The organism is Bartonella sp. OC16QHHD, assembly GCF_042194035.1.
GTDB lineage: Bacteria > Pseudomonadota > Alphaproteobacteria > Rhizobiales > Rhizobiaceae > Bartonella.
Window position 1 is genome coordinate 1 of sequence record NZ_JBHIMJ010000014.1, and the last position, 22,771, is coordinate 22,771.

The 22,771-nt window shown below is 37.2% G+C and carries 14 protein-coding genes and 1 tRNA gene; 7 read left to right on the top strand and 8 right to left on the bottom strand.

Going from position 1 to position 22,771, the window contains the following annotated elements; genetic code table 11:
• Positions 1–523 precede the first annotated feature (523 nt).
• The 3 genes from pgi to ACFIK1_RS01890 all read right to left on the bottom strand — a co-directional run bounded on the left by pgi (position 524) and on the right by ACFIK1_RS01890 (position 6,652).
• The gene (gene pgi / locus ACFIK1_RS01880; RefSeq protein WP_375633709.1) at positions 524–2,188 is read right to left on the bottom strand and encodes a glucose-6-phosphate isomerase; all 1,665 of its coding nucleotides are present in this window, start codon (positions 2,186–2,188) and stop codon (positions 524–526) included.
• Between the two features lie 190 nt (positions 2,189–2,378).
• A complete protein-coding gene (locus tag ACFIK1_RS01885; protein WP_375661956.1) occupies positions 2,379–5,516 on the bottom strand; it encodes an efflux RND transporter permease subunit in 3,138 nt (1,045 codons plus the stop codon).
• The gene (locus ACFIK1_RS01890) at positions 5,513–6,652 is read right to left on the bottom strand and encodes an efflux RND transporter periplasmic adaptor subunit (protein ID WP_375661957.1); all 1,140 of its coding nucleotides are present in this window, start codon (positions 6,650–6,652) and stop codon (positions 5,513–5,515) included. Before ACFIK1_RS01890 ends, ACFIK1_RS01885 begins: the two co-directional genes overlap by 4 nt.
• Before the next feature lie 366 nt (positions 6,653–7,018).
• Between ACFIK1_RS01890 and ACFIK1_RS01895 the strand changes: the two genes are divergently transcribed.
• The 4 genes from ACFIK1_RS01895 to ACFIK1_RS01910 all read left to right on the top strand — a co-directional run bounded on the left by ACFIK1_RS01895 (position 7,019) and on the right by ACFIK1_RS01910 (position 12,041).
• Positions 7,019–7,095, top strand: a tRNA-Arg gene (locus tag ACFIK1_RS01895).
• A gap of 745 nt (positions 7,096–7,840) precedes the next feature.
• Positions 7,841–9,514: a formate--tetrahydrofolate ligase gene (locus ACFIK1_RS01900; RefSeq protein ID WP_375661958.1), complete on the top strand. Its 1,674-nt coding sequence runs from the start codon at positions 7,841–7,843 to the stop codon at positions 9,512–9,514.
• 187 nt (positions 9,515–9,701) lie between these two features.
• On the top strand, positions 9,702–9,935 hold the full coding sequence (rpsU, locus tag ACFIK1_RS01905) for a 30S ribosomal protein S21 (protein WP_012754552.1): 234 nt from the start codon (positions 9,702–9,704) through the stop codon (positions 9,933–9,935).
• Positions 9,936–11,480: 1,545 nt separating this feature from the next.
• Positions 11,481–12,041 carry an SH3 domain-containing protein gene (locus ACFIK1_RS01910; protein ID WP_375661959.1) on the top strand — a complete coding sequence of 187 codons (561 nt, stop codon included), beginning with the start codon at positions 11,481–11,483 and terminating at the stop codon, positions 12,039–12,041.
• A 46-nt stretch (positions 12,042–12,087) separates the two neighbouring features.
• Here ACFIK1_RS01910 and irrA read toward each other — a convergent pair whose 3' ends face one another.
• A complete protein-coding gene (gene irrA, locus ACFIK1_RS01915; RefSeq protein ID WP_375610040.1) occupies positions 12,088–12,600 on the bottom strand; it encodes an iron response transcriptional regulator IrrA in 513 nt (170 codons plus the stop codon).
• A gap of 231 nt (positions 12,601–12,831) precedes the next feature.
• Between irrA and fabA the strand changes: the two genes are divergently transcribed.
• Genes fabA through fabI form a run of 3 tightly spaced genes read left to right on the top strand, consistent with a single transcriptional unit; the run spans position 12,832 to position 15,486 of the window.
• Positions 12,832–13,341, top strand: coding sequence for a 3-hydroxyacyl-[acyl-carrier-protein] dehydratase FabA (gene fabA / locus ACFIK1_RS01920; protein ID WP_273722474.1), 510 nt, complete (start codon positions 12,832–12,834; stop codon positions 13,339–13,341).
• 57 nt (positions 13,342–13,398) lie between these two features.
• Positions 13,399–14,619 (top strand): beta-ketoacyl-ACP synthase I, encoded by a 1,221-nt coding sequence (gene fabB / locus ACFIK1_RS01925; RefSeq protein WP_375661960.1) that lies wholly within the window; start codon positions 13,399–13,401, stop codon positions 14,617–14,619.
• Between the two features lie 48 nt (positions 14,620–14,667).
• Positions 14,668–15,486: an enoyl-ACP reductase FabI gene (gene fabI / locus ACFIK1_RS01930; protein WP_375634021.1), complete on the top strand. Its 819-nt coding sequence runs from the start codon at positions 14,668–14,670 to the stop codon at positions 15,484–15,486.
• A gap of 1,842 nt (positions 15,487–17,328) precedes the next feature.
• On the opposite strand, the gene gpsA is transcribed toward fabI, so the two are convergent.
• The 4 genes from gpsA to cyoB all read right to left on the bottom strand — a co-directional run bounded on the left by gpsA (position 17,329) and on the right by cyoB (position 22,749).
• Positions 17,329–18,336, bottom strand: a complete 1,008-nt coding sequence (gene gpsA, locus ACFIK1_RS01935) for an NAD(P)H-dependent glycerol-3-phosphate dehydrogenase (RefSeq protein WP_375633702.1) — start codon at positions 18,334–18,336, stop codon at positions 17,329–17,331.
• 401 nt (positions 18,337–18,737) lie between these two features.
• A complete protein-coding gene (gene cyoD / locus ACFIK1_RS01940) occupies positions 18,738–20,066 on the bottom strand; it encodes a cytochrome o ubiquinol oxidase subunit IV (protein WP_375661961.1) in 1,329 nt (442 codons plus the stop codon).
• Positions 20,066–20,734: a cytochrome (ubi)quinol oxidase subunit III gene (locus tag ACFIK1_RS01945; protein WP_375617543.1), complete on the bottom strand. Its 669-nt coding sequence runs from the start codon at positions 20,732–20,734 to the stop codon at positions 20,066–20,068. Before ACFIK1_RS01945 ends, cyoD begins: the two co-directional genes overlap by 1 nt.
• On the bottom strand, positions 20,731–22,749 hold the full coding sequence (cyoB, locus tag ACFIK1_RS01950; protein WP_375617542.1) for a cytochrome o ubiquinol oxidase subunit I: 2,019 nt from the start codon (positions 22,747–22,749) through the stop codon (positions 20,731–20,733). Before cyoB ends, ACFIK1_RS01945 begins: the two co-directional genes overlap by 4 nt.
• Positions 22,750–22,771 lie beyond the last annotated feature (22 nt).

The following is a 22,771-nucleotide window of genomic DNA, read 5'->3' on the forward strand; positions in this document are numbered from 1 at the left end:
GGTTTTCTGGGCTTTCACAGACTTTTCAAAATTTTTCACAGGGTTTTCAAAGACCTTTCAAAGCCTTCTCTCATTTTTACCTTTAAAACGCTCTTTTTTCTAATTTTTACTATTTTTCGCTCTTTTTTACAATTTTAGGTGTCAAAATCTATTTTGACAAAACGCGCATTTAATGCTAAATTTTATACATAAAAACAACAAATTATCACGTATTCCTACCTAATCCCACCTTTTCCCACTTAGTATAAAACCTAGTGTCAAACTACACTAGGTTTTGTACCAATTTATTTTTTTCGAAGGATTTTAAGGGGGGTCTCAAAGGGTCTTCAAAGACCTCTCAAAGGTCTTTATCGTTTTTGCGAATAAATTCTCATTTTTACAATTTTTGCACTTTTTTGATTTTCTGTTACATAAATCTAATCCAGATAATAAGAGAACGTATAGTAAAATTAAAGAATTATCTCATATTTCTCTCTCATTCTACTTTTGCTTAGTTAGTACAAAAACTACTGTAAAATTATATTTATTTTGCACGTCTTGCTTGAATATGTGCTAGCAACCCTAATGTTGAACTATCACGATTATCCGCTTTACTTTCTCCACGAAGAATTGGTAGTAACTCGTTTGCTAATTCTTTACCAAGTTCAACACCCCATTGATCAAATGAATTAATATTCATTAAAATCCCTTCAACAAAAGTGCGATGTTCATAAAGCGCAATAAGACGACCGAGTGCAAAAGGTGTTAATGAATCTTGAACCAGCGTAATGCTGGGACGGTTTCCTTTAAAACTTCTATGACGTGCTAAATGGTCTGCTTCACCCTCATCAACTCCATTTTTTATCAAGATATGCCGAGCATCTTCAATACTACGCCCCTTCATCAAGGCTTTTGATTGTGCTAAACCGTTTGCTAGCAACATCTCATACATAGAATGTAATTTTTTCTCATGCCCTTTTATAAATAAAATAAATTCTACAGGAATAATATCTGTTCCTTGATGCAGAAGCTGAAAAAAAGCATGTTGACTATTTGTTCCTGAATCCCCCCAAACAATTGGACCACTTGAAAAACTTAATGGTTTTCCATCCAGCGAGACTTGCTTACCATTTGATTCCATATCAAGCTGTTGTAAATAAGCTGGAAAATGTATTAAACGCTGTGCATAAGGAATGATAGAACGTGATGAATAACCACAAATAACACGATGCCAGAATCCTAAAAGAGCAAAACGAATAGGAATATTTTTATGCAAAGGCATTGTTTTAAAATGTTGGTCCATTTGCAATGCACCATTGAGAAATTGGCGGAAATTTCCACCACCTATTGCAAACATAACAACAAGTCCAATGGCTGACCAAATTGAATAACGTCCTCCCACCCAATTCCAAAATTTAAAAACTCTTGTGGAATCTATGCCAAATTCTGCTACTTTATCAAGCGCACTTGAAACAGCAACAAAATGCGTACCAATGGCTTCTTCTCCTAAATGTGAACAAATCCACTGACGTGCAACTTGAGCATTTACCATTGTTTCAGCCGTTGTAAAAGTTTTAGAAGCAATGACAAACAGCGTTGTTGCTGGATTCAAAATAGAGAGAGTATCAGAAATATGGGCACTGTCAGCATTAGAAACAAAATGACACTGTGGACCATCATGATAAGGTTTTAAAGCATATGTGACCATTGCAGGACCAAGATCAGAACCACCAATACCAATATTGACAATATCACTTATTCTCTCGCCACTGTTTCCCTTATAGCTGCCATCACGCACCTTTTCAGAAAATCTTTCCATATCTTCAAGGACGTCTTGAATATCGCGAATAAGATTATGACCATCCAACATGAAAATTTCATCAGCAGGTAAACGTAACGCAATATGAAGAACTGAGCGTTTTTCAGTTGTATTAATAGCCTTACCAGAAAACATTGCGTCACGCCGGCCTAACACATCTGCTGCGACAGCTAAATCATCTAGAAGTTGCAATGTTTTAAATGTCACACCACATTTTGAAAAATCGAAAAGAAGATCATCAAGTCTGAGGGAAAAATGGGAAAAACGCTGTTCATCTTCTACAAAATGCCGACGAATATCATAGACCCCATCCTTTGCGGCATGGTTTCTTAAAGCTTTTAATGTGGCTTCAAAAGCCATTTCATTTCGAATCGAAAAGCTATCTCCCATAAGCTTATCCTATACGGTTATTGATAATGAAATCTATGCCCAAACAATAACAAAGCAGAAAGCATCTCCTTTATTGATCGCTATTTTCACTGCTCACATAAAAATGAAGGAATATACAAAATATAAAGTATAAGATCCGAAAATGATATTTTTACAAGAATAAACTTTCAAATCTTTTCTATCATATACATCATTTAACTTGATTGAGTTCTTTTATTAAGCGTAAATTTTCTTCTGCTTTTGGTCTTATAAAACGCCCTAAAAAAAGATAAACAACCGGTGTAACATAAAGCGTAAAAATAGTTGCTAAACCTAAGCCACCAACGATAACCCAACCTAAAGCTATACGAGCTTCTGCGCCAGCACCTTTGGCCAAAACCAAAGGAATACCTCCTAAAATGGCACAAATCATTGTCATACAAACTGGACGAAGGCGAATGTTTGCTGCTTCTTCTACGGCTTCACGCACGCTTCTTCCCTGATCGCGTAATTGATCTGCAAATTCAACAATGAGAATACCATTTTTTGCCATAACACCAATTAACAAAATTAATCCAATTTGGCTGTAAATATTAAGACTTACACCACTTAATAGCATAGCAATTACAGCACAACCAATCCCTAATGGGACAGTGGCCATGATAATGAATCCTGAAATAAAGCTTTCAAACTGAGCAGCCAAAATCAATAAAATAATCAAAAAGGCAATGCCAAAAACAATCATAAAATTGGAAGATGTTTCATTAAGCGTTTCGGCTTCCCCTAAGGGAACCAAGTAGGTTCCTTTCGATAACAAAGGAGAAGCAATTTTCTGTACAGTTTGGTAAGCTTCCCCTAAAGCAATATCTGGAGCAAGATTTGCGCTTAAAATAACAGCACTCATGCGTTTTTCCCGTTTTAGTTGGGGAGCAATAGCTTTTTCATGTAAACGCGCAATAACCGATAAAGGAACATATCGATTGTCTTTGGTTTTTAAAAAAATATTTTCTAAATCGCTAGGACTCTTCATAGAATTTGTACGCGATATCAATTTAACATCGTAAGAATGATCATCCACGTTAATGGAACCAATCTTTTTACCATCCAACATTGCTTGTAATGTATCGCCCAAATTCGTGATATCAATCCCTAAATCGGAGGCTTTTTTTCGATTGATTTCAATAAAAAATTGCGGTTGTGTTGCATCAACAGTAAGGCGTGGGCGAATAAAACGCGGATCATCTTGTAAAGCACTAACCAGCTTATCAGCAATGGGTTGTAATGTTGCATAATCATTGCCAAGAATTGCAAATTGCAACCCTTGCCCAGTTCCGCTCACACCTAGAGAATTTCCCTGCGCAGCAAACACAAAAACTGCGGGAAACTGTTTAACCTTTGCATTAACATCTTTCACGATTTCTTGCTGACTACGTAAACGTTTATTCCAAGATGAAAGCAATAAAATCAAAAAAGCAGTATTGGGTGAACCTCCAATACCCGCGATAGAGTAACTGTTAGCAATCTCCCCTGCATCACGTAATGGCTGTAGACTTGCTTCAATTTGCTCTACCTGCTCGTTCAAATATTGTATCGAAATACCTTGTGGTCCATTAATGACCAAAAAGATAAGAGCTCTATCTTCTGCTGGCGTTAATTCCTGTTGCAGTTTCATATAGCCCCCAATACAAAGCCCCCCAAAAATAAGTGAAGCAAAAACAACAGCCCAAGGTTTTTCTAAACACTTATGCAAACTGTACGTATATGCCTTATGAAAAAAAGTACCTAATTTATATAAAAAAGTAAAATAATGATGGGACTTTTCCTCTTTCTCCTCAATATGTTCTTTGAGAAAACGTGAAGCCAACATGGGACAAAGCGTTAAAGCAACAATTGAAGAAAGCAAAATAGAAATTGCCAAAACAAAACCGAATTCTCTAAAAAGTCCTCCAACTTGCCCAGGAAGAAAGGAAATAGGAACAAACACAGCCACTAATGTCAATGTTGTTGCTAAAACAGCAAAAAATACTTCACGTGTTCCTATCACCGCTGCTGCTCTGGAACCTAATCCCATGTTGCGCCACCGAACAATATTCTCAAGAACAACAATGGCATCATCCACAACAAGCCCTGTTGCTAAAACAAGTCCTAAAAATGTGAGAATATTCAATGAAAACCCTACAAGATAAATAGCTGCAATGGTACCAATCAAAGTGACAGGAAGAGATAAAGCAGGTATCAGCGTTACACGAATGTCTCTGAGAAAAAGAAAAATGACCAAGATAACGCTCAAAATAGCAATGACCAAAGCAACTTCAACCTCATGAAGAGCGCTTTTAATAAAAATTGCATCGTCATTAATAACGTCTATATTTACAGAAGAAGGAACAATACTTTTGAGATTATCAACAACGGCTCTCACACCTTCAGAAATATTAAGAGTGTTGGATTGTGCTTTACGCACGATACCTAATCCAATACCTGTCTTTCCATTGATACGAAGAATAACTGTTTCTATATCCGGCGATAAAGTAACATGCGCAACATCACCAAGATGCACATGAGGCTTTAAAACAACTTGTTCAAAAGATTCTGGTGTTGTTAAACGTGCAGTAGCACGTACAACTAAAGTTTGCTTAGAATTGCGTAATGACCCTACTGGCACATCTGTTGTCATATCAGCAAGAACACGTGAAATATCTGCTACAGTTAATCCATAACTTGCAAGTTTTGCTTGATCTATATCAATCTGAAAAATCTTTGTGCGAGCACTATCGACCTGTACATCACCAACACCATCAACAGCAGAAATAGCATCAACAATCTGATCGTTTACAATCGTGGTTAAATCATCAACACTCATTGTTGGTGACGTTACAACCAAATACATCATGGCAGCAGCATTCGAATCTGCTTTAATAATCAAAGGCAAATCCGCATCTTTCGGTAAAGAATAGGTAACACGAGAGAGAGCATCACGAATATCAGATGCAGCAACATTCAAATCAACACCGACATTAAAGTTAATCTTCACACGGGAGCGTCCAAAAGAAGACGTTGAAGAAATCGTCTTAACACCTGAAACACGAGAAACAGCATCTTCTATAATTTTTGTAACTTCACGATCAATTGTTTCCGCCGATGCACCAGAAAACATCGTCACAATCGTTGTTACGGGAGTATCAACATCGGGTAATTCTCTTACATCAACATTTAACCATGCTGCAAATCCTGCAATGATGATCATAGCATTCAAAACAAGAGTAAAAACCGGTCTGCGAATAAATAAGGTAATGAGACCACCTTGCTCCACCTTTGACGTAGGCTGTTTTGTGCTCAATTCTTGGCTCATTGTATATCCGTTCCATAACCTACTGATAATTGCTGTTGATGAGACTTTGGGTCATCAATAGTTACTTTACTTCCTGGATAAAGCATTTGCACCCCTTGAATGACAACTTGATCACCATTTTCTAGGGGAGCTTTCACGAAAACCTGATCCGCTTTATGCTGAATAATTGTTACGGGAATAGACTCTACTTTTCCTTCTCTCACACGCCAAACGAATGATCCTTTACTATTCCATTGAACTGCAAGAGGATTAACGACAGGAAAAGAACCACCATGAAACTGCAAGGAAACAGAAAAGGACATACCAGACATGAGCGTATCTTTTTCATTATTGATTTCAACCTGAACATGAAGTGTGCGACTTTCTGGATCAACGATATTATCAATCGCATAAATATGACCAACAAAAGATCTATCTGGCTGCGCGATTAACGTTGCCGTTACCTCATCTCCTTTATGGATGCGCGACACGTATCGTTCAGGGGCCCATATATCGACCAAAATACGTTCTCTATTCTCAATACGGCCTATTACAGTATTAAGGGCCACGTTATTCCCCGCATCAACGGGCAAAATACCAACAACTCCAGGAATCGGTGCTCGAATTGTTCGCCGATCGAGATCTAATTCAGCATTACGCAAAACTAAATTTGCGTTATCCAACTCTAAGCGTGCCATAATTTCTTGAACTTCCGTTGCTGTATTGCTGGCGCGTAATTTAAGAATGCGCGAAAGCGTTAACGCATTGTTATCACGTTGCACTTTTGCTTTTGCAGCCGCTATTTCTTCTTTTTTAGAATCAAGCTTTGCAATCACATCATCGGCTTGTACTTTTGTACCCGCTGATACAAAAAGCTTATCAATAACACCTGAGGATAAAGGGGTAAGCTCGACTTCTGCAAGAGCTTTTCCACTCCCAAGAACGTTAAGTTGTTCATAAAGATCTTGAACTTTTACAAGATCAACGACAACATTTACCGGTGGCCTTCCCATTTTTTCATTTGAAGCTTTATCCGATACTCTTGTTTTATCCACCATAGAAATGGGTTGGTCCGCACTCTTTTTTCCAGCCCAATAGGTAACCGTTAAAACAACGATTAAAAACACCAATGGAAAGCTCTTTTTTAATAACGCCATACATCCGCCCTTGCTGTGCCATCTTCATCTGAAATAGTTTTCAACAGTAATATCGGCGTTTTACACAAAAACCCAACAGCGGGTGTGTATATCTTACCCCCACCGCAAAAAACACATCTCATCTCTGCTTGACTATCTTTCATAGATTAAAACGTCAAGTTAACTATCGTTCATATTGCTTTGTATGGTCATGACAAAAAAATGTTCATATCAAAACCAACTGAAGCCATAATATATTATATCCTTTTTTAAAATATCTCATAAAAAAGAGAATTTTTTTTATTACTATCCAAGTTTCACTTGCATTTCTTTAATGAAACGATTAGGAACCCTTTGTCTTAGACAATGTAAAAAATTGAAATGTATGCACCCGTAGCTCAGCTGGATAGAGCACCAGACTACGAATCTGGGGGTCAGGAGTTCGAATCTCTTCGGGTGCGCCATCATCAACAATTCTTATAAAGTCAGACTTTTTAAATTCTTTATTTTGTGATTTGTTATTTTGTATTTTGTCATTTCATTTTGTTGTGAGTCGTTTCTTTAGCCATTTTGCTAAAATAAGATGTTATGAGTTCTTCAATTCAGCTCTAAGGTGCTTTTATTAGCTTATAATCGTAGCGATTGCATGAGTAGCGTGTGTTGTTGTTTTCTTTTTTCAATCTATGCGCTTGTTTTTGGTCTCTTCCGGATTATACTCTCTACTCAGTTAGGTAATTTTTTACGTGCTTATTTCTAATTATTCCATAACTGGATGCTTCTGGATATTTTATTCCTAGCAGTCCCATCTTAAGAGGGACTTCAGATGTGCCGCCATAAATTCCGGTTTACCACCATGTGAAACTTTTTCAGTGTGTTGTTGGAAAGAATAAATAAACTACTTCTCAAACGTACTACTATGAAACACTTATGGTATCCATTAATATCATCAGCATTTGTTGCAAACCAAAGCTTCTTTTCGCAATATTTTTAATTGAATTAAACGTATTTTTACTGCTTAAAAGCAAAAAGATTCTTTTTCCTAAAAAACAATAAAACTCTTCTTGTGCTTCTTTAGCATTATCTCTTGCATGGCATATCATTGATTTCTATGATATCTTAATATTTTTCTGTTCTCTATGAATTTTTCTAATTAATCCATGGGGTACAAATCCCAAACGTTAATAAAAGCTAAGTTTAAAGAATTTTTCCATGCCTAAAACTGATATTGAAATTGCTCGCACTGCTAAAAAGCAACATATTATTGAAATTGCACAAAAAATTGGTATCTCACATGAAAATCTCATTCCCTATGGTCATGATAAAGCTAAAATTTCTTCTGAATACATAAAATCGCTTAATAAAAATCCAGATGGTAAACTTATCCTTGTCACAGCTATCAATCCCACACCTGCCGGAGAAGGCAAAACAACAACAACAGTTGGACTAAGTGATGCTCTTAATCTTATTGGTAAAAAAACAATAGCTACCTTGAGAGAACCATCTTTAGGTCCCTGTTTTGGTGTAAAAGGTGGTGCTGCTGGTGGTGGTTATGCGCAAGTCATTCCAATGGATGACCTTAATTTACATTTTACCGGTGATTTTCATGCTATTACAGCTGCTCATAATCTTCTTGCCGCAATGATAGATAATCATCTTTATTGGGGAAACACTCTAAACATTGATCCACGTCGCATTGTTTGGAAACGCGTTCTTGATATGAATGATCGTGCATTGCGCGATATTGTCATTTCATTGGGGGGCATAACAAATGGTTTTCCACGCCAAACAGGTTTTGATATTACTGTTGCATCAGAAATTATGGCGCTTCTTTGTCTCTCTGAAAATTTAGAAAACCTCACACAAAGACTCAAGAAAATTATTGTTGCTTATCGTTATGATAAAACGCCCATCACCGTTGCTGATCTTAATGCGGAAGGTGCAATGGCAGTTCTTCTAAAAGATGCTATACAACCCAATCTCGTACAGACAATTGAAAATAATCCTGTTCTCGTTCATGGAGGACCTTTTGCCAACATTGCTCATGGTTGCAATTCAGTTATAGCAACAAAAACTGCTTTAAAACTTGCTGATTATGTTGTCACCGAAGCAGGGTTTGGAGCAGATCTTGGAGCAGAAAAGTTCTTCAATATCAAATGTAGGCAAGCAGGTATTGTACCAAATGTTACAGTGATCGTCGCAACTATTCGTGCATTAAAAATGAACGGTGGTCTGGATAAAAATAACCTGACAGAAGAAAATATCACCGCTTTAGAAAAAGGAGCTGCCAATCTTTTACGACACATAGAAAATATGAAGCACTACGGTATTCCTTGTGTTGTGGCTATCAATCATTTTGACAGCGATAGCGATGCTGAAATAAAAACATTACAAAAAATAGTTGCAACAACTGGACACAAAGCTATTATCTGTAAGCATTGGGAACAAGGTGGAAAAGGCGCTATAGAACTTGCACAAGAACTCGTTACCTTGATTGAAAAGCACGATTCTGATTTTAAAGTTCTCTATCAAGATGATATTCCACTCGTTCAAAAAATTAATTGTATTATAACAAAGCTATACGGTGGACGTGGCGCCATCATCTCAGCCCCTATTCTCAAACAACTTGAAACTTGGGAAAAAGAAGGTTTTGGCGTCTACCCTATTTGTATGGCAAAAACACCTTATTCTTTTTCTTCTGATCCCAAGCAATACGGCGCTCCTGTTGATTTTGAAATTCCCATACGAGAAGTTCATCTCTGTGCGGGAGCCGGTTTTATTGTTGTCATTTGTGGAGATGTTATGACCATGCCGGGACTACCCCATTATCCCACGGCTGAAAAAATTCATCTTGACGAAAATGATCAAATACAAGGACTTTCATAAATTTATAACCGTAAATTCTATCATTCATTATAAAAAGCGTTTTATTATAAAAAAAATAGAATTTTAAAAAGCGATATAGACAAATGTCTTATTTATATGATATAAGCGCTTGTCCTTTTGGATATGCCTTTAAAAGGACGTAGGTTTTTTCCTATCATTTATGACACTGAAAAAAGCAGGATAGATAGTGCAAGTACTCGTTCGTGATAATAATGTTGACCAAGCGCTCCGTGCGTTGAAAAAAAAGATGCAGCGTGAAGGTATCTTCCGTGAAATGAAAATGCGTAGTTATTATGAGAAGCCATCTGAGAAGCGTGCTCGTGAAAAAGCTGAAGCTATTCGTCGTACACGTAAGCTTGCTCGTAAGCGTGCACAAAGAGAAGGTTTTGTTAGTAACGGACGAACTGTTGCGGTAAAGTAATATACTTTATAATATTATATAATTGCATAAGCAATAGATAGTAAGCTACTAGAAAATTTTATCTTCATAGGCGATTGCAATAAATTGCTTGTGTGTAGGTTTTTGTGTACAATGTTATCTAATATGTTAGTTATTTGAAAATAATAAGATTTCTATCATAGAGGTGGTTTTTATTTCACTCTTATATTTCAAAAAATAGATAACAAACTACACTTGAGATATTTAAGCGACTTTTTCCTATGTAAATTGAGTGCGGGGTGTTTTATTATCACTTTTCGCTATAATTTTCTCCTTCTGGATATCTCTTACATCACTGCTTCTTATGTACAAGTTTCATGATGAATTTCTTTTTTGTCATTAAATATTCTACATCTTTCGATCATCCTAGGTCTGATTACAAAACAAAAATAACTATCGCAATATGCGATTGTGTGTAAAATATAATATCAAATTCATAATCCTCTTTCCCTTCAGTTATGTAACGAAACGATATAATTCCATAACTTTTTATATCTCTTGATTCTGTCTCTCTAAAGGATGACGAATTTCAACCACTGCACTATAGATTCTTTTTTCTTGATAAATTTCTTCTATTCATCACTTATGTAATTACCCTCATCAGTGTATCGAATAAGCCTTTCTATTTCATTCAACTTTCTTCTATACTGAGTTAGAGAAAAAGAAAATTGACAATAAACAGAGAAAACACTGTGTTTTAATATGGATGAATGTGCCTTTTATTACCATTTTTGATGGAAATGTTTTTAAAATTTAAATAACGAGTTAAAGTTTCTCAACACTTTCTCATATTGAATCAATGAAGATTATTTTCTTGTACATCATAAGCGGGATTCGTCCGCAAATAGAATAAAAGCTATTTAAGAAAAAACAAAAAGGCTTCTTATGAATACCATAAATAATAGGAATAGCATAACATTGAAAGCTGGTAAATAGAACGATGAAGCCAGCTTATCTACCATACGGATAAGCATTATCATGGCATAAAATTAGAGTGTAGCAAATTTTATAAATGAATTATCACGAAAAAGTATCCTGTTAGCCCTTCATATATCAATCTACTCTATAAATGTTGCTCATATTTTTACGCTTAAATGTTTTATTTATCGTATTATTTTGTTCATTCAAAACTTCTTTTCAAGCCACACAATAATCCCTTTACTGAACAGCTCTTTGTTCATAATATGCATACATGCACTTTTACTTTGAGAAACAAACTCAGAAAAGAGATGCAATACTTTAGCCCTAATTTCCTGTACAAAAACTGCCAAGGCTCCAGTATACTTTACTGTTTTATCACGCCTACAGCTACATAAAAATCTCATGTTTATTTATATCTACCCCCTCATAAACAAGATAAGCACTAAGAAATACAAACCTTTTGTTTTCCTTATTTTGATATTTTTTTAGCAATTTTTTCATCGTTTAGATCTCTTTAACGAGCAATGTGTCATACTTTTTATCAGTTTCCAGTCTTATCTTTCAGATTTTAAATTTCCAATATATGACGAAATAAAGGAGTTCGGTGTGCAAAATTCTCGTTGGTCTCGCGTTTCAATACTCATATCATGTATCTTAATAGCAATAGTCATTGTATTGGGTTCACCTCATTTGTTGCATGCACAAACATTTAATCAAAATTTAGGGCCCAGTGGTTTACCACTTCCGCGATTTGCTTCGATTAAACCCACCAGCGTTAATGTACGCGTCGGACCAGGAAGCAACTATTCTATCATTTTCACCTACAAAAAGAAGGGCTTACCTATTGAAATCATTCAAGAATATGATCAATGGCGCAAAATTCGTGATGCAGAAGGCGATGAGGGATGGGTGTATCAATCGCTTTTATCGGGAAAGCGAACTGCTATAACTATTCCATGGCAAAAAGATAAAACAAAAAGGCTGATGCTACGAAAAAACCCCACCGATAACGCAGAACTTGTGGCGGAAGTAGAACCTAACGTCATTGGTAACATCCGCCAATGTGATGGACAATGGTGCGAACTAAACATTAATAATACGCGCGGATGGCTTCAGCAACCCCAGTTATGGGGAATCTATCCTGATGAAAAAGTAAAAGGTTGGTGAATACTCAAACTCAACAAGTTTAATTTTTATTCCTCATTGAATATCCTCACTGCCTATCACAAGATTGATTTTTTGGTTTCAATCGCACGATTAAATCAACATGTGAAATTTCCATACCTTCTGGTGGCTTAGGCAAATTTCTAATAATGGGAGCTTCTTCCAAATTATAAGGAATATCAAGAATACGATTTTCGCCTTCTATATAAAAATGGTAGTGATCAGAGGTATTGGTATCAAACCAAGTTTTTGAGCCTTCTACGGCAATAATCCGTAATAATCCCGCTTCCGTAAATTGATGAAGCGTATTATAAACCGTTGCTAAAGATACAGGTACACCTGCCCTCACCGCTTCCTCATAGAGCTCTTCAGCAGTAATATGACGATTTCCTTGAGAAAAAATCATATGTGCAAGTTCCAACCGCTGACGTGTTGGACGCAGACCATTTTGACGCAAACGTTTTTCTAACATAGAAATGGAATAATATTGCACAATTTTTCCACACTCTTTTGTGAACTGCTGCTCTTCATTCATATCTAAATTGTCTGCACTCACTGACATATTACAAACCCAAATATATTCCTGCTAAATAAGATCAAAATACAAAAAAATGGGAATAGTATGGTGTAATCTTGTATTCCATTTTTAAATAATTACCTATGTAGAATACATAAAAAAAGGCTTTTGTCATTAAAAATGATATAAAATCATTTCCCTCTCTTTAAAATTTGCTCTAAAAGTAGGTTGGGAAAAGCGCAGAAATAAAGATATATGCAAATAAATGGAGTAACAATGGCTGAACAAAAGTCTCGCTACACTTATGAAGAGCTTCTAAGCTGCGCTCGCGGCGAAATGTTTGGTAGAGGTAATGCGCAATTGCCAGCACCGCCAATGTTAATGATTCATCGAATCACTCAAATTAGTGAAACTGATGGTAAATACGATAAAGGAATGGTTCGCGCCGAATTTGACATTACACCAGACATGTGGTTCTTTAATTGTCACTTTATAGGCGATCCCGTCATGCCAGGATGTCTTGGACTGGATGGTATGTGGCAATTAACAGGTTTTTTTCTTGGTTGGCTAGGCGAACCAGGCAAAGGAAGAGCAATATCAACAGGTGAAGTAAAGTTATCAGGGATGGTAACTCCACAAACCAAAATTCTTGAATATGAAATAGATTTTAAGCGTATTCGACGTGGAAATTTAGTCTTAGGAATAGCTGATGGGTGGCTAAAAGCAGATGGAGAGACTATTTATAAGGCGAACGATTTACGCGTTGCTTTATTCAAAGAAGATTGAACGTTATTTCCGTCAGAAAGAACTTTTCACTATTCTGTATGGAACGAGGAGGTATGAATGCGTCGAGTTGTTGTAACCGGAATGGGAATTGTCTCCGCAATTGGAAATAACCCTGGAGCTGTTTTAACCAGTTTACGTGAAGCAAAATCCGGAATTTCTTACGCACCTCAATATGCTGAATTAGGCTTTCGTAGCAGAGTTTATGGCAAGCCCGATATTAATATAGAAGAACTCGTAGATCGACGTGCTCTACGTTTTCATGGGCGTGGAACAGCATGGAATCACATCGCCATGGATCAAGCAATTGCTGATGCGGGTCTAGAACCGCATGAAGTGTCGAACGAACACACGGGTATTATTATGGGTTCTGGAGGTGCTTCAACACATTCAATCGTAGAAGCTGCTGACATTACACGCCAAAAAGGTCCAAAACGTGTTGGACCTTTTGTTGTCCCTAAAGCGATGAGTTCTACAGCATCTGCAACATTAGCAACTTTCTTTAAAATAAAGGGGATCAATTATTCAATCTCTTCAGCTTGTGCTACCTCCAATCATTGTATTGGTAATGCTTACGAAATGATTCAATATGGTAAACAGAAGCGCATCTTTGCCGGTGGCTGCGAAGATTTGGATTGGACACTATCTGTTTTATTCGATGCCATGGGCGCTATGTCCAGCAGATATAATGACACCCCTCACAAAGCTTCACGTGCTTATGATGTTAATCGTGATGGTTTTGTCATTGCTGGAGGGGCTGGCGTTTTAGTCCTTGAAGATTTAGAACTTGCTAAAGCACGTGGTGCAAAAATCTACGGAGAAATCGTTGGATACGGTGCGACATCCGATGGACATGATATGGTTGCCCCATCAGGAGAGGGAGCAGAACGATGCATGCGCATGGCTCTTGCAACAGTCAATAATAAAATTGATTATATCAATCCCCATGCGACAGCAACTCCTGTTGGTGATCCTCCTGAGATAGAAGCTATCCGTCGTGTCTTTGGAGCAGGTGATCAATGCCCCCCCATTTCCGCTACCAAGTCTCTAACAGGACATTCCTTGGGAGCAGCAGGTGTTCACGAAGCAATCTATACATTGTTAATGATGAATCATAATTTTATTTGTGAAAGTGCCCATATTGAAGAACTTGATCCAGCTTTTGCTGATATGCCAATCGTTCGTGAACGACGTGATCATCAACAACTGAATACCGTATTGTCGAATACTTTTGGCTTTGGCGGTACCAATGCAACGCTTGTTTTCCAACATTATGTATAAACAAAAGCTCTTAGTAATTGAAAAAAGTACGGTCTTACGGAGAATAATATGAAAGGTTTGATGGAGGGCAAACGCGGCCTTATTATGGGAATTGCGAATGACCATTCAATTGCTTGGGGCATTGCCTGTCAGCTCGCACAAGCAGGAGCGGAATTAGCGTTGACTTATCAAGGAAATGCTTTTGGAAAACGTGTTCATCCCCTAGCAGATAAACTTGGCTGCAAATTAGTGCTAGAGTGTGACGTTGAAAAAAGTGAAAATATTGATTACGTCTTTGAGCAACTTGAAAAAGAATGGAAAACAATTGATTTTATTGTCCATGCCATTGGTTTTTCAGATAAAACTCAGCTAAAAGGGCGTTACGTTGATGTTACAACACGTGAAAACTTTCAACGCACGATGGTTATTTCAGCTTATTCCTTTACTGAAATTGCCCAGCGCGCCGGTAAGCTTATGCCCAATGGAGGAACACTTTTAACTCTTACCTATGGTGCTTCACAGCAAGTTGTGCCTAATTATAACATCATGGGTGTTGCTAAAGCAGCTTTAGAAGCTATGGTACGTTATTTAGCTGCGGACTTTGGTCCTCAAAATATCCGTGTCAATGCGATTTCCGCTGGTCCTGTTAGAACTTTAGCAGGTAATGGTATTGCAGCTGCACGTGCAATATTTTCACATCAACGGCGTAATGCCCCATTACGGCGTACCGTAAATATTCATGAAATTGGAAAATCTGCTCTTTATCTACTCTCTGACTTATCATCAGGTGTTACAGGTGAAATTCATTATGTTGATTCAGGATATAACATCATGTCTATGCCAATACTTGAAGAACTGAAAAAAAGTGACGATTCCCAAGAAGGATAAATTTTATTTCATTGCACTAAAAAATAAAATCAATCATGTGCATAGTGCTTTAATCGGGTATTGAGTACTTTCTCAGCTATATAATAGTGTATTGACTTATAATAATATGACGTAAGGAATATGTGCAAATATTTGTAAGAATAAGTCAATACAAAACCAGATGTACGATGCCCTGTTTCGCAAAATATTTTATAAAAATCCGGAATATTTCTTCAATCCATGGTTGATAAATTTTGTATTTTATGACGTTATTTACCTTACTAAAGCATACGCTTTTGTCGTTGCTTATAAATCAATCCTCAGCCCTCATGCCACCGTATTTTGAAAAAGAGATTAGAGAATTATTAAAATCCTTAGTTTCAGCTTTTGTGTAGAAAATTGAAAAAAATATTCCTACCGTTTGATTTATTCTTGAAACGCAAATACAATCTAATTTAGGATGAATATGAAGGCGTAAAGAAATCAATCATTAATCTTACTATTATTCTTTAATGAAAGCATTTCTCTAATGTATCAGGTAAAATAGAACGCCCAAAAATACTATAGCTGTTGCTCTTTCATGCATTTTTTTAAAGATATCTCTCAATGCACGCCATTCCATTTCACAATGGTACCTGTAAAACGTATAAAAATCCCTGTGAAGTACATAAAATCCTTTTTTCACCACCATTTTAATGTTTATACAGATGACAAACCGACACCGTCATTTTACTTGCCATGTTCTCATATTGAAACAACCCTTGACACTTGAGATGATTCATTAGAAGTATCTTTAATAATTTTTATCCACATATTAATCTACTTGTGACAAGTAAACGCATATTTTTAATTAATTCAATACAAAAATAAATTATTCATATAAACCAATTTATTATCTTTATAATCAGATTATTCTTTCAGTTTAAATGACAGCCACAAACAAGTACAATAACATTTTTTTCAATCTTAGACTTTCAAAGTTATAATTCCAAAAATCATTTCTTGCATATAAAAAACAGAATTGATATGTGAGAAAATAAAAGGCTTAAATATCTCTACTGAACAGCTTCAAGTACCTAGAGCTGTCTCAACATTGGGGGGTGTAATGATGATCGGCTTCCTCCTTCATAAACGTAAAAATGGGGATGTGCACAATGGCTTTATCGTTACACTATTCACGGTCACCGTCGCGAATTAGACTTGGGAGTTTTAAGAGAGATCTCTTTAAAACAAGCGCGTGAATATATAACAGCAATCGTGTTTTTTTGGGCGTTCTATTTTACCTGACACATCAGGGAAATGCTTTCATTAGAAAATGAGAAAAATAAAGGTGTGAGATAATCTCCATTATTTAAAAGATATTGCTTTAGATAGCGTAAAACTGAATTTAAAAATGATTGTAGAAATGGGAACTAGTTTTCATCTTTAAAATTTCATCTTCTTCCCAAAACAGATTGTCTTCTTGTTTTAAAGAATTACAAAAACAGAGATACACAATATCCCTGCCCCGATATTCTTAGCTTATACGTTATATAAATAAGATGCTTCTACCTAATGAGTCTTGTATTATTCTGTTTGCAAATATCATTGTGAGATGAATTTAAGAGACAATAAAAATATCTTGTTCATTACATTACACAAACATGTGTAAGTGGAAACGGATAATTTATCTTCAAAGAGATAGCTCTTAGACAAAAGCAAAAACTTTTATATTTCAGCCATGTTTCATAAAGAATCGAATGATATGAATCTATAATTTGCTGGAATATGACTACCTTATACAACCATCAATACAATCTATTTTATATGTCTATCATAGCATGTTTCTATTTTTTATGATTTGAATTATTAAAAAACAGGATATTATTGTATTTCGTCCTTGAGGGCGCGGCTTAATAATGTGTTTGCCGCTTCAGTTATGTTTTTACCACAATAGAGAATTTGATAAATTTGTTCTACAATGGGCATTTCTACCCCAATACGCTGCGCCAACGTATGTACTTCCTTGGTATTCAAGTATCCTTCCACAACCTGACCAATTTGTTTTTCCGCTTCTTTTATATCTATTCCTTTACCAAGAAGTATTCCAAAACGACGATTACGTGACTGATTATCAGTACATGTCAAAACCAGATCACCTAAGCCTGTCATTCCCATAAATGTGGAAAGCTCAGCACCCATAGCCCCCCCTAAACGACTGATTTCAGCTAGTCCTCGTGTGATAAGAGCTATTCGTGCATTTGCCCCAAAACCTATACCATCTGATATTCCTGCACCAATAGCAATAACATTTTTGACTGCTCCCCCTAATTGAACACCAATCATATCTGAACTTTTATAAACTCTAAAACTTTTGTCACAATGAAAAAGTTGCTGCAATTCTTTACCAAACTCAACATCAGAAGCTGCTATCGTCATTGCAGTAGGCCAACCAATAGCTAGTTCTTGAGCAAAAGTTGGTCCAGAAAAAACAGCTAAAGGAATTTTTTCACCTAAAATCTCACGAGCAACCTCTTGTAAGAAACGTCCGGTACCATGTTCTAAACCTTTTGTCGCCCAAATAACGCGTGAATGCTGATCTAAATAAGGCTGAATATTATACAAAACTTGATGAAATACATGGCTTGGAACAGCGATTAATATATTGTGACTTGCTGTTATAGCAGTTTCAAGCGAAGCTTCAAGTAATAAATTGTCAGGAAATCGAATATCGGGTAAATATACTTGATTACAACGTTGTTCCTGTAATTCTTTGATATGTTGAGGACTATATCCCCAAAGTAAAACATTATGACCATTACGGGCAAGAGCTATCGCTAATGCAGTACCAAAAGAACCAGCACCTATAACTGTCATTGCAACGGTTTTCATTAAATTTTCTGATTATTCTCTAAATTTTTGATTTCAATTACATATTATTATTACAAATAATTTTAATGCTATCTTTAATATAAATTCTTTAAATCTAAAAATATTACTGCTTCGTAGCTTTTTTATCTCACACAATATAAAAACTTGTTTCACACATTCTCTTTCTTTGTAGTAAATTTTACAAACATCACTTTTTGTATATTCTACAAATAGCTATTTGTCTCAAAAATTAAAGATTGACTAAATACCCCACGGACTTTCTCTTTTAAATTAAAAGTATATTCAAAATAATGATACTCATTCCACTGATATCTTGTACTTATCTCCTGCTTTATATCTTACGAATTTCTTCTACGAAGCTGATACATGCCGCATCAGAGCTCCGTAGATATTTCTAACAACTACTCCACAGGAAACTGCGTATTTGGATCTTGCTCCATGGGCATTTCTGAACCAGGTGCTTGATCTACAGGAGTTTGCGTACTTAGACCCTGCCCCATGGGCATTTCTGAACCAGGTGCTTGATCTACAGGAGTTTGCGTACTTAGACCCTGCCCCATGGGCATTTCTGAACCAGGTGCTTGATCTACAGGAGTTTGCGTACTTAGACCCTGCCCCATGGGCATTTCTGAACCAGGTGCTTGATCTACAGGAGTTTGCGTACTTAGACCCTGCCCCATGGGCATTTCTGAACCAGGTGCTTGATCTACAGGAGTTTGCGTACTTAGACCCTGCCCCATGGGCATTTCTGAACCAGGTGCTTGATCTACAGGAGTTTGCGTACTTAGACCCTGCCCCATGGGCATTTCTGAACCAGGTGCTTGATCTACAGGAGTTTGCGTACTTAGACCCTGCCCCATGGGCATTTCTGAACCAGGTGCTTGATCTACAGGAGTTTGCGTACTTAGACCCTGCCCCATGGGCATTTCTGAACCAGGTGCTTGATCTACAGGAGTTTGCGTACTTAGACCCTGCCCCATGGGCATTTCTGAACCAGGTGCTTGATCTACAGGAGTTTGCGTACTTAGACCCTGCCCCATGGGCATTTCTGAACCAGGTGCTTGATCTACAGGAGTTTGCGTACTTAGACCCTGCCCCATGGGCATTTCTGAACCAGGTGCTTGATCTACAGGAGTTTGCGTACTTAGACCCTGCCCCATGGGCATTTCTGAACCAGGTGCTTGATCTACAGGAGTTTGCGTACTTAGACCCTGCCCCATGGGCATTTCTGAACCAGGTGCTTGATCTACAGGAGTTTGCGTACTTACACCTTGCTCCATCGAAACCTCTGAGCCCTGTATCTTTTCTGGCTGTTTTCTTACGGATATATCTTTGGTTGATAACTGCTCAGACACTGAAGAATCATCTCTACTTGATATTTCCGGTTCAATAACACGTCCTGAACCACCCATCATATTATAATTCAAATGAGAAATAGCCCACCAAGTTCCCCCAATAATAACAAAAACGCAAATAGCAGCAAACCACAACGCGCTTAAATTCCACTTGGCGTCTGGACCAGAATTCAAGTGCAAAAAGAAAACAATTTGTACTATAATCTGAATAATCGCCATCCCAATAAGATACGCAACCTTTGTACTAACTGCCCAACTTTCCATCATTCCATACATCACAGGAATAAAAGAACCCAAAGTGAAAAATACAGCCAGAATAAAACCAACCAAATAGGAACCAGTACTGGGACCATGTGTTTCATTTTGCACGCTCATCACAACGCTCCTAATAGATAAACCATGGTGAAAACACCAATCCATACAATATCAAGTAAATGCCAAAAAATGGAAAGGCATGCTAAACGTGTCTTATTGTTCTGATCTAAGCCATTACGACGAAGATGAAAAAACATCACAACCATCCAAAGAAGGCCAACACTTACGTGAAGTCCATGGGTGCCAACCAAAGCAAAAAATGCTGACCAATAAGCAGAGAGAATTTCCCGTCCAAAAAGCTGTAAACCTGTTGCAGGATCAATACCCGCATAAGCATTTGGATCGAAATAAAAAACCTCACTCAAAAGTTCATGAAATTCGTAAAGTTCCATACCAATGAAGCAACACCCCAATACAAAGGTAATAGCCATCCATAAACGCACACCACTGATGTTATTTTTATGTGCTTGTACCATTGCAAAGCCATAAGTGACGGATGAAAACAACAAGAAAGCAGTCTCAACCAAAACAAACTTTAAATCTATAAACTCACTGCCCGCTTTACCACCACCATAAGAAGCAGAAAATACAGCAAAACTTGAAAACAGTGTCGAAAACAGGATTAAGTCTGAAAGAATATAGACCCAAAAACCAAACGTCATTACCGAGCTACTATCGTGGTGAAGTTCATCTATAGTGCTCGCGTTATTCATTGTTACAGCACTCATACTATTACTCCTCGTTCTTTAAGAACAGCCGTAAAGGCATCTTCAGTTTTTTGCACTTCTTCAGCTGGAATATAGTAACCATGATGATCACCTGTTAATGAATGACACACAAGCGTTGCGATAAAACCAACCAGTCCAACCGCAACAAGCCACCAAATATGCCAAACAAGCGCAAAACCAACAACTAATGAGAAGAAGCCAGCAATAATTCCAGCCGATGTATTCGATGGCATATGAATTTTTGTAAATCCACTTGTCGGCCGTTGATAACCACTTTTCTTCATATTCCAATAAGCATCATCAGACTGTATCTTTGGAAGGAGGGCAAAATTATAGGAAGGAGGCGGTGAAGAGGTAAACCATTCAAGTGTACGTGCATCACCCCAAGAATCATTTAATGTTACCGGTAAGTGCCCTTTATGCTTAATACCGTACCAAATCGCCAAAACAACCTGTAGCACGAAACAAAGGATACCAAGTAAGATAATACAAGCACCCAATGCAGCAATAATAAACATCGGCTGCCAACTAGGTTCCATGTAATGCTGAAGACGACGCGTCGCCCCCATTAAACCAAGCGCATAAACGGGGAAAAAGGCAAGGTAAAAACCAATAAACCAACACCAAAAAGATGTAATACCTAGTATGCGATTTGGTTTATAACCAAAAACTTTTGGAAACCAAAATGCAATCCCCGCTAAGTACGCAAAAACCACACCTCCAATAATTGTATGATGGAAATGTGCTATCAAAAAGAGCGAATTATGAAACTGCCAATCAGCAGGAACAATAGATAATAAAACACCTGTTAATCCACCACCAACAAATGTAAAGATCATACCCATGCACCAAAGCATAGGAGGCTCAAAGCGAATCCGACCTCTATACATCGTAAGCAGCCAATTAAAAACTTTTACACCGGTTGGAACTGCAATAATCATCGTAGCAATACTAAAGAAGGTATTTACAGCTTCACCCCCACCCATTGTGAAGAAATGATGTCCCCAAACAAGAAGCGAAAGAATCAAAATAACCAACATGGCCCATATCATTGAAGTATAACCAAAGAGGCGTTTTGAAGAAAAAGTTGATACAACTTCAGAAACAATTCCAAAAGCAGGAACAACCAAAACATAAACCTCAGGATGACCAAAAACCCAAACATAGTTAATCCATACCATCGGATTTCCGCCACCAACATTGGTAAAGAAATTCATGTTCAAATAACGATCACATGCCAAGAGTGCAAATGCTACAGCCAAAACAGGATAAATGACTACAATAAGAACATTGCTGACAAAAGCACTCCAACAAAAAATAGGCATTCTCATCATTGTCATTCCAGGAGCACGCATTTTAATCATCGTTGCAATGAAATTCACTGATCCCATTGTTGTTGCAATACCAGAAAGCTGAAGTGACCATAAATAATAATCTACCCCTGTATCTGGACTCGTTTGCAATTCTGTAAAAGGTGGATACATCAACCAACCACCACGACCAAAATTCCCAACACCTAGGGATATGTTAATCAATATCGCCCCTGCAGCCGTAATCCAAAAACCTAGATTATTTGCAAAGGGAAAAGCAACATCACGCGCACCAATTTGAAGCGGTATAAGATAATTAAAAAGACCAAATAAAATAGGCGTGGCCATGAAAAAAATCATGATCGTACCATGCGCCGAAAAAATTTGATCAAAATGCTCAGGGGGCAAATAACCTGCTGTTTCACTCCCAAGAGCTAAAGCTTGATGCGTTCGCATCATAAGTGCGTCCGCAAAACCGCGAACAAGCATAATAATTCCAAGAACGATGTACATAATACCTATGCGTTTATGGTCAACCGTTGTAATCCAATTTCGCCATAGAATCCCCCACCACCCAAGTACTGTTAGAGCAATAACAGCAATTAAACCAACCAAAACAATCGCAATACATGTATACAAAACGATCGGTTCATGTGCAAGCGCATGAAAAGCACCTGCCGTAGGATCTGTAAGTCTTCCAAACATTTCTCAACCCATTTCAAATGAA

Excerpts from the sequence above, each read along its gene's own strand:
- ACFIK1_RS01900 (WP_375661958.1), top strand. The coding sequence starts at position 7,841 with ATGCCTAAAACTGATATTGAAATTGCTCGCACTGCTAAAAAGCAACAT.
- cyoB (WP_375617542.1), bottom strand. The coding sequence starts at position 22,749 with ATGTTTGGAAGACTTACAGATCCTACGGCAGGTGCTTTTCATGCGCTT.
- ACFIK1_RS01890 (WP_375661957.1), bottom strand. The coding sequence starts at position 6,652 with ATGGCGTTATTAAAAAAGAGCTTTCCATTGGTGTTTTTAATCGTTGTT.
- cyoD (WP_375661961.1), bottom strand. The coding sequence starts at position 20,066 with ATGAGCGTGCAAAATGAAACACATGGTCCCAGTACTGGTTCCTATTTG.
- ACFIK1_RS01945 (WP_375617543.1), bottom strand. The coding sequence starts at position 20,734 with ATGAGTGCTGTAACAATGAATAACGCGAGCACTATAGATGAACTTCAC.
- fabI (WP_375634021.1), top strand. The coding sequence starts at position 14,668 with ATGAAAGGTTTGATGGAGGGCAAACGCGGCCTTATTATGGGAATTGCG.
- irrA (WP_375610040.1), bottom strand. The coding sequence starts at position 12,600 with ATGTCAGTGAGTGCAGACAATTTAGATATGAATGAAGAGCAGCAGTTC.
- fabA (WP_273722474.1), top strand. The coding sequence starts at position 12,832 with ATGGCTGAACAAAAGTCTCGCTACACTTATGAAGAGCTTCTAAGCTGC.
- fabB (WP_375661960.1), top strand. The coding sequence starts at position 13,399 with ATGCGTCGAGTTGTTGTAACCGGAATGGGAATTGTCTCCGCAATTGGA.
- gpsA (WP_375633702.1), bottom strand. The coding sequence starts at position 18,336 with ATGAAAACCGTTGCAATGACAGTTATAGGTGCTGGTTCTTTTGGTACT.
- pgi (WP_375633709.1), bottom strand. The coding sequence starts at position 2,188 with ATGGGAGATAGCTTTTCGATTCGAAATGAAATGGCTTTTGAAGCCACA.
- ACFIK1_RS01885 (WP_375661956.1), bottom strand. The coding sequence starts at position 5,516 with ATGAGCCAAGAATTGAGCACAAAACAGCCTACGTCAAAGGTGGAGCAA.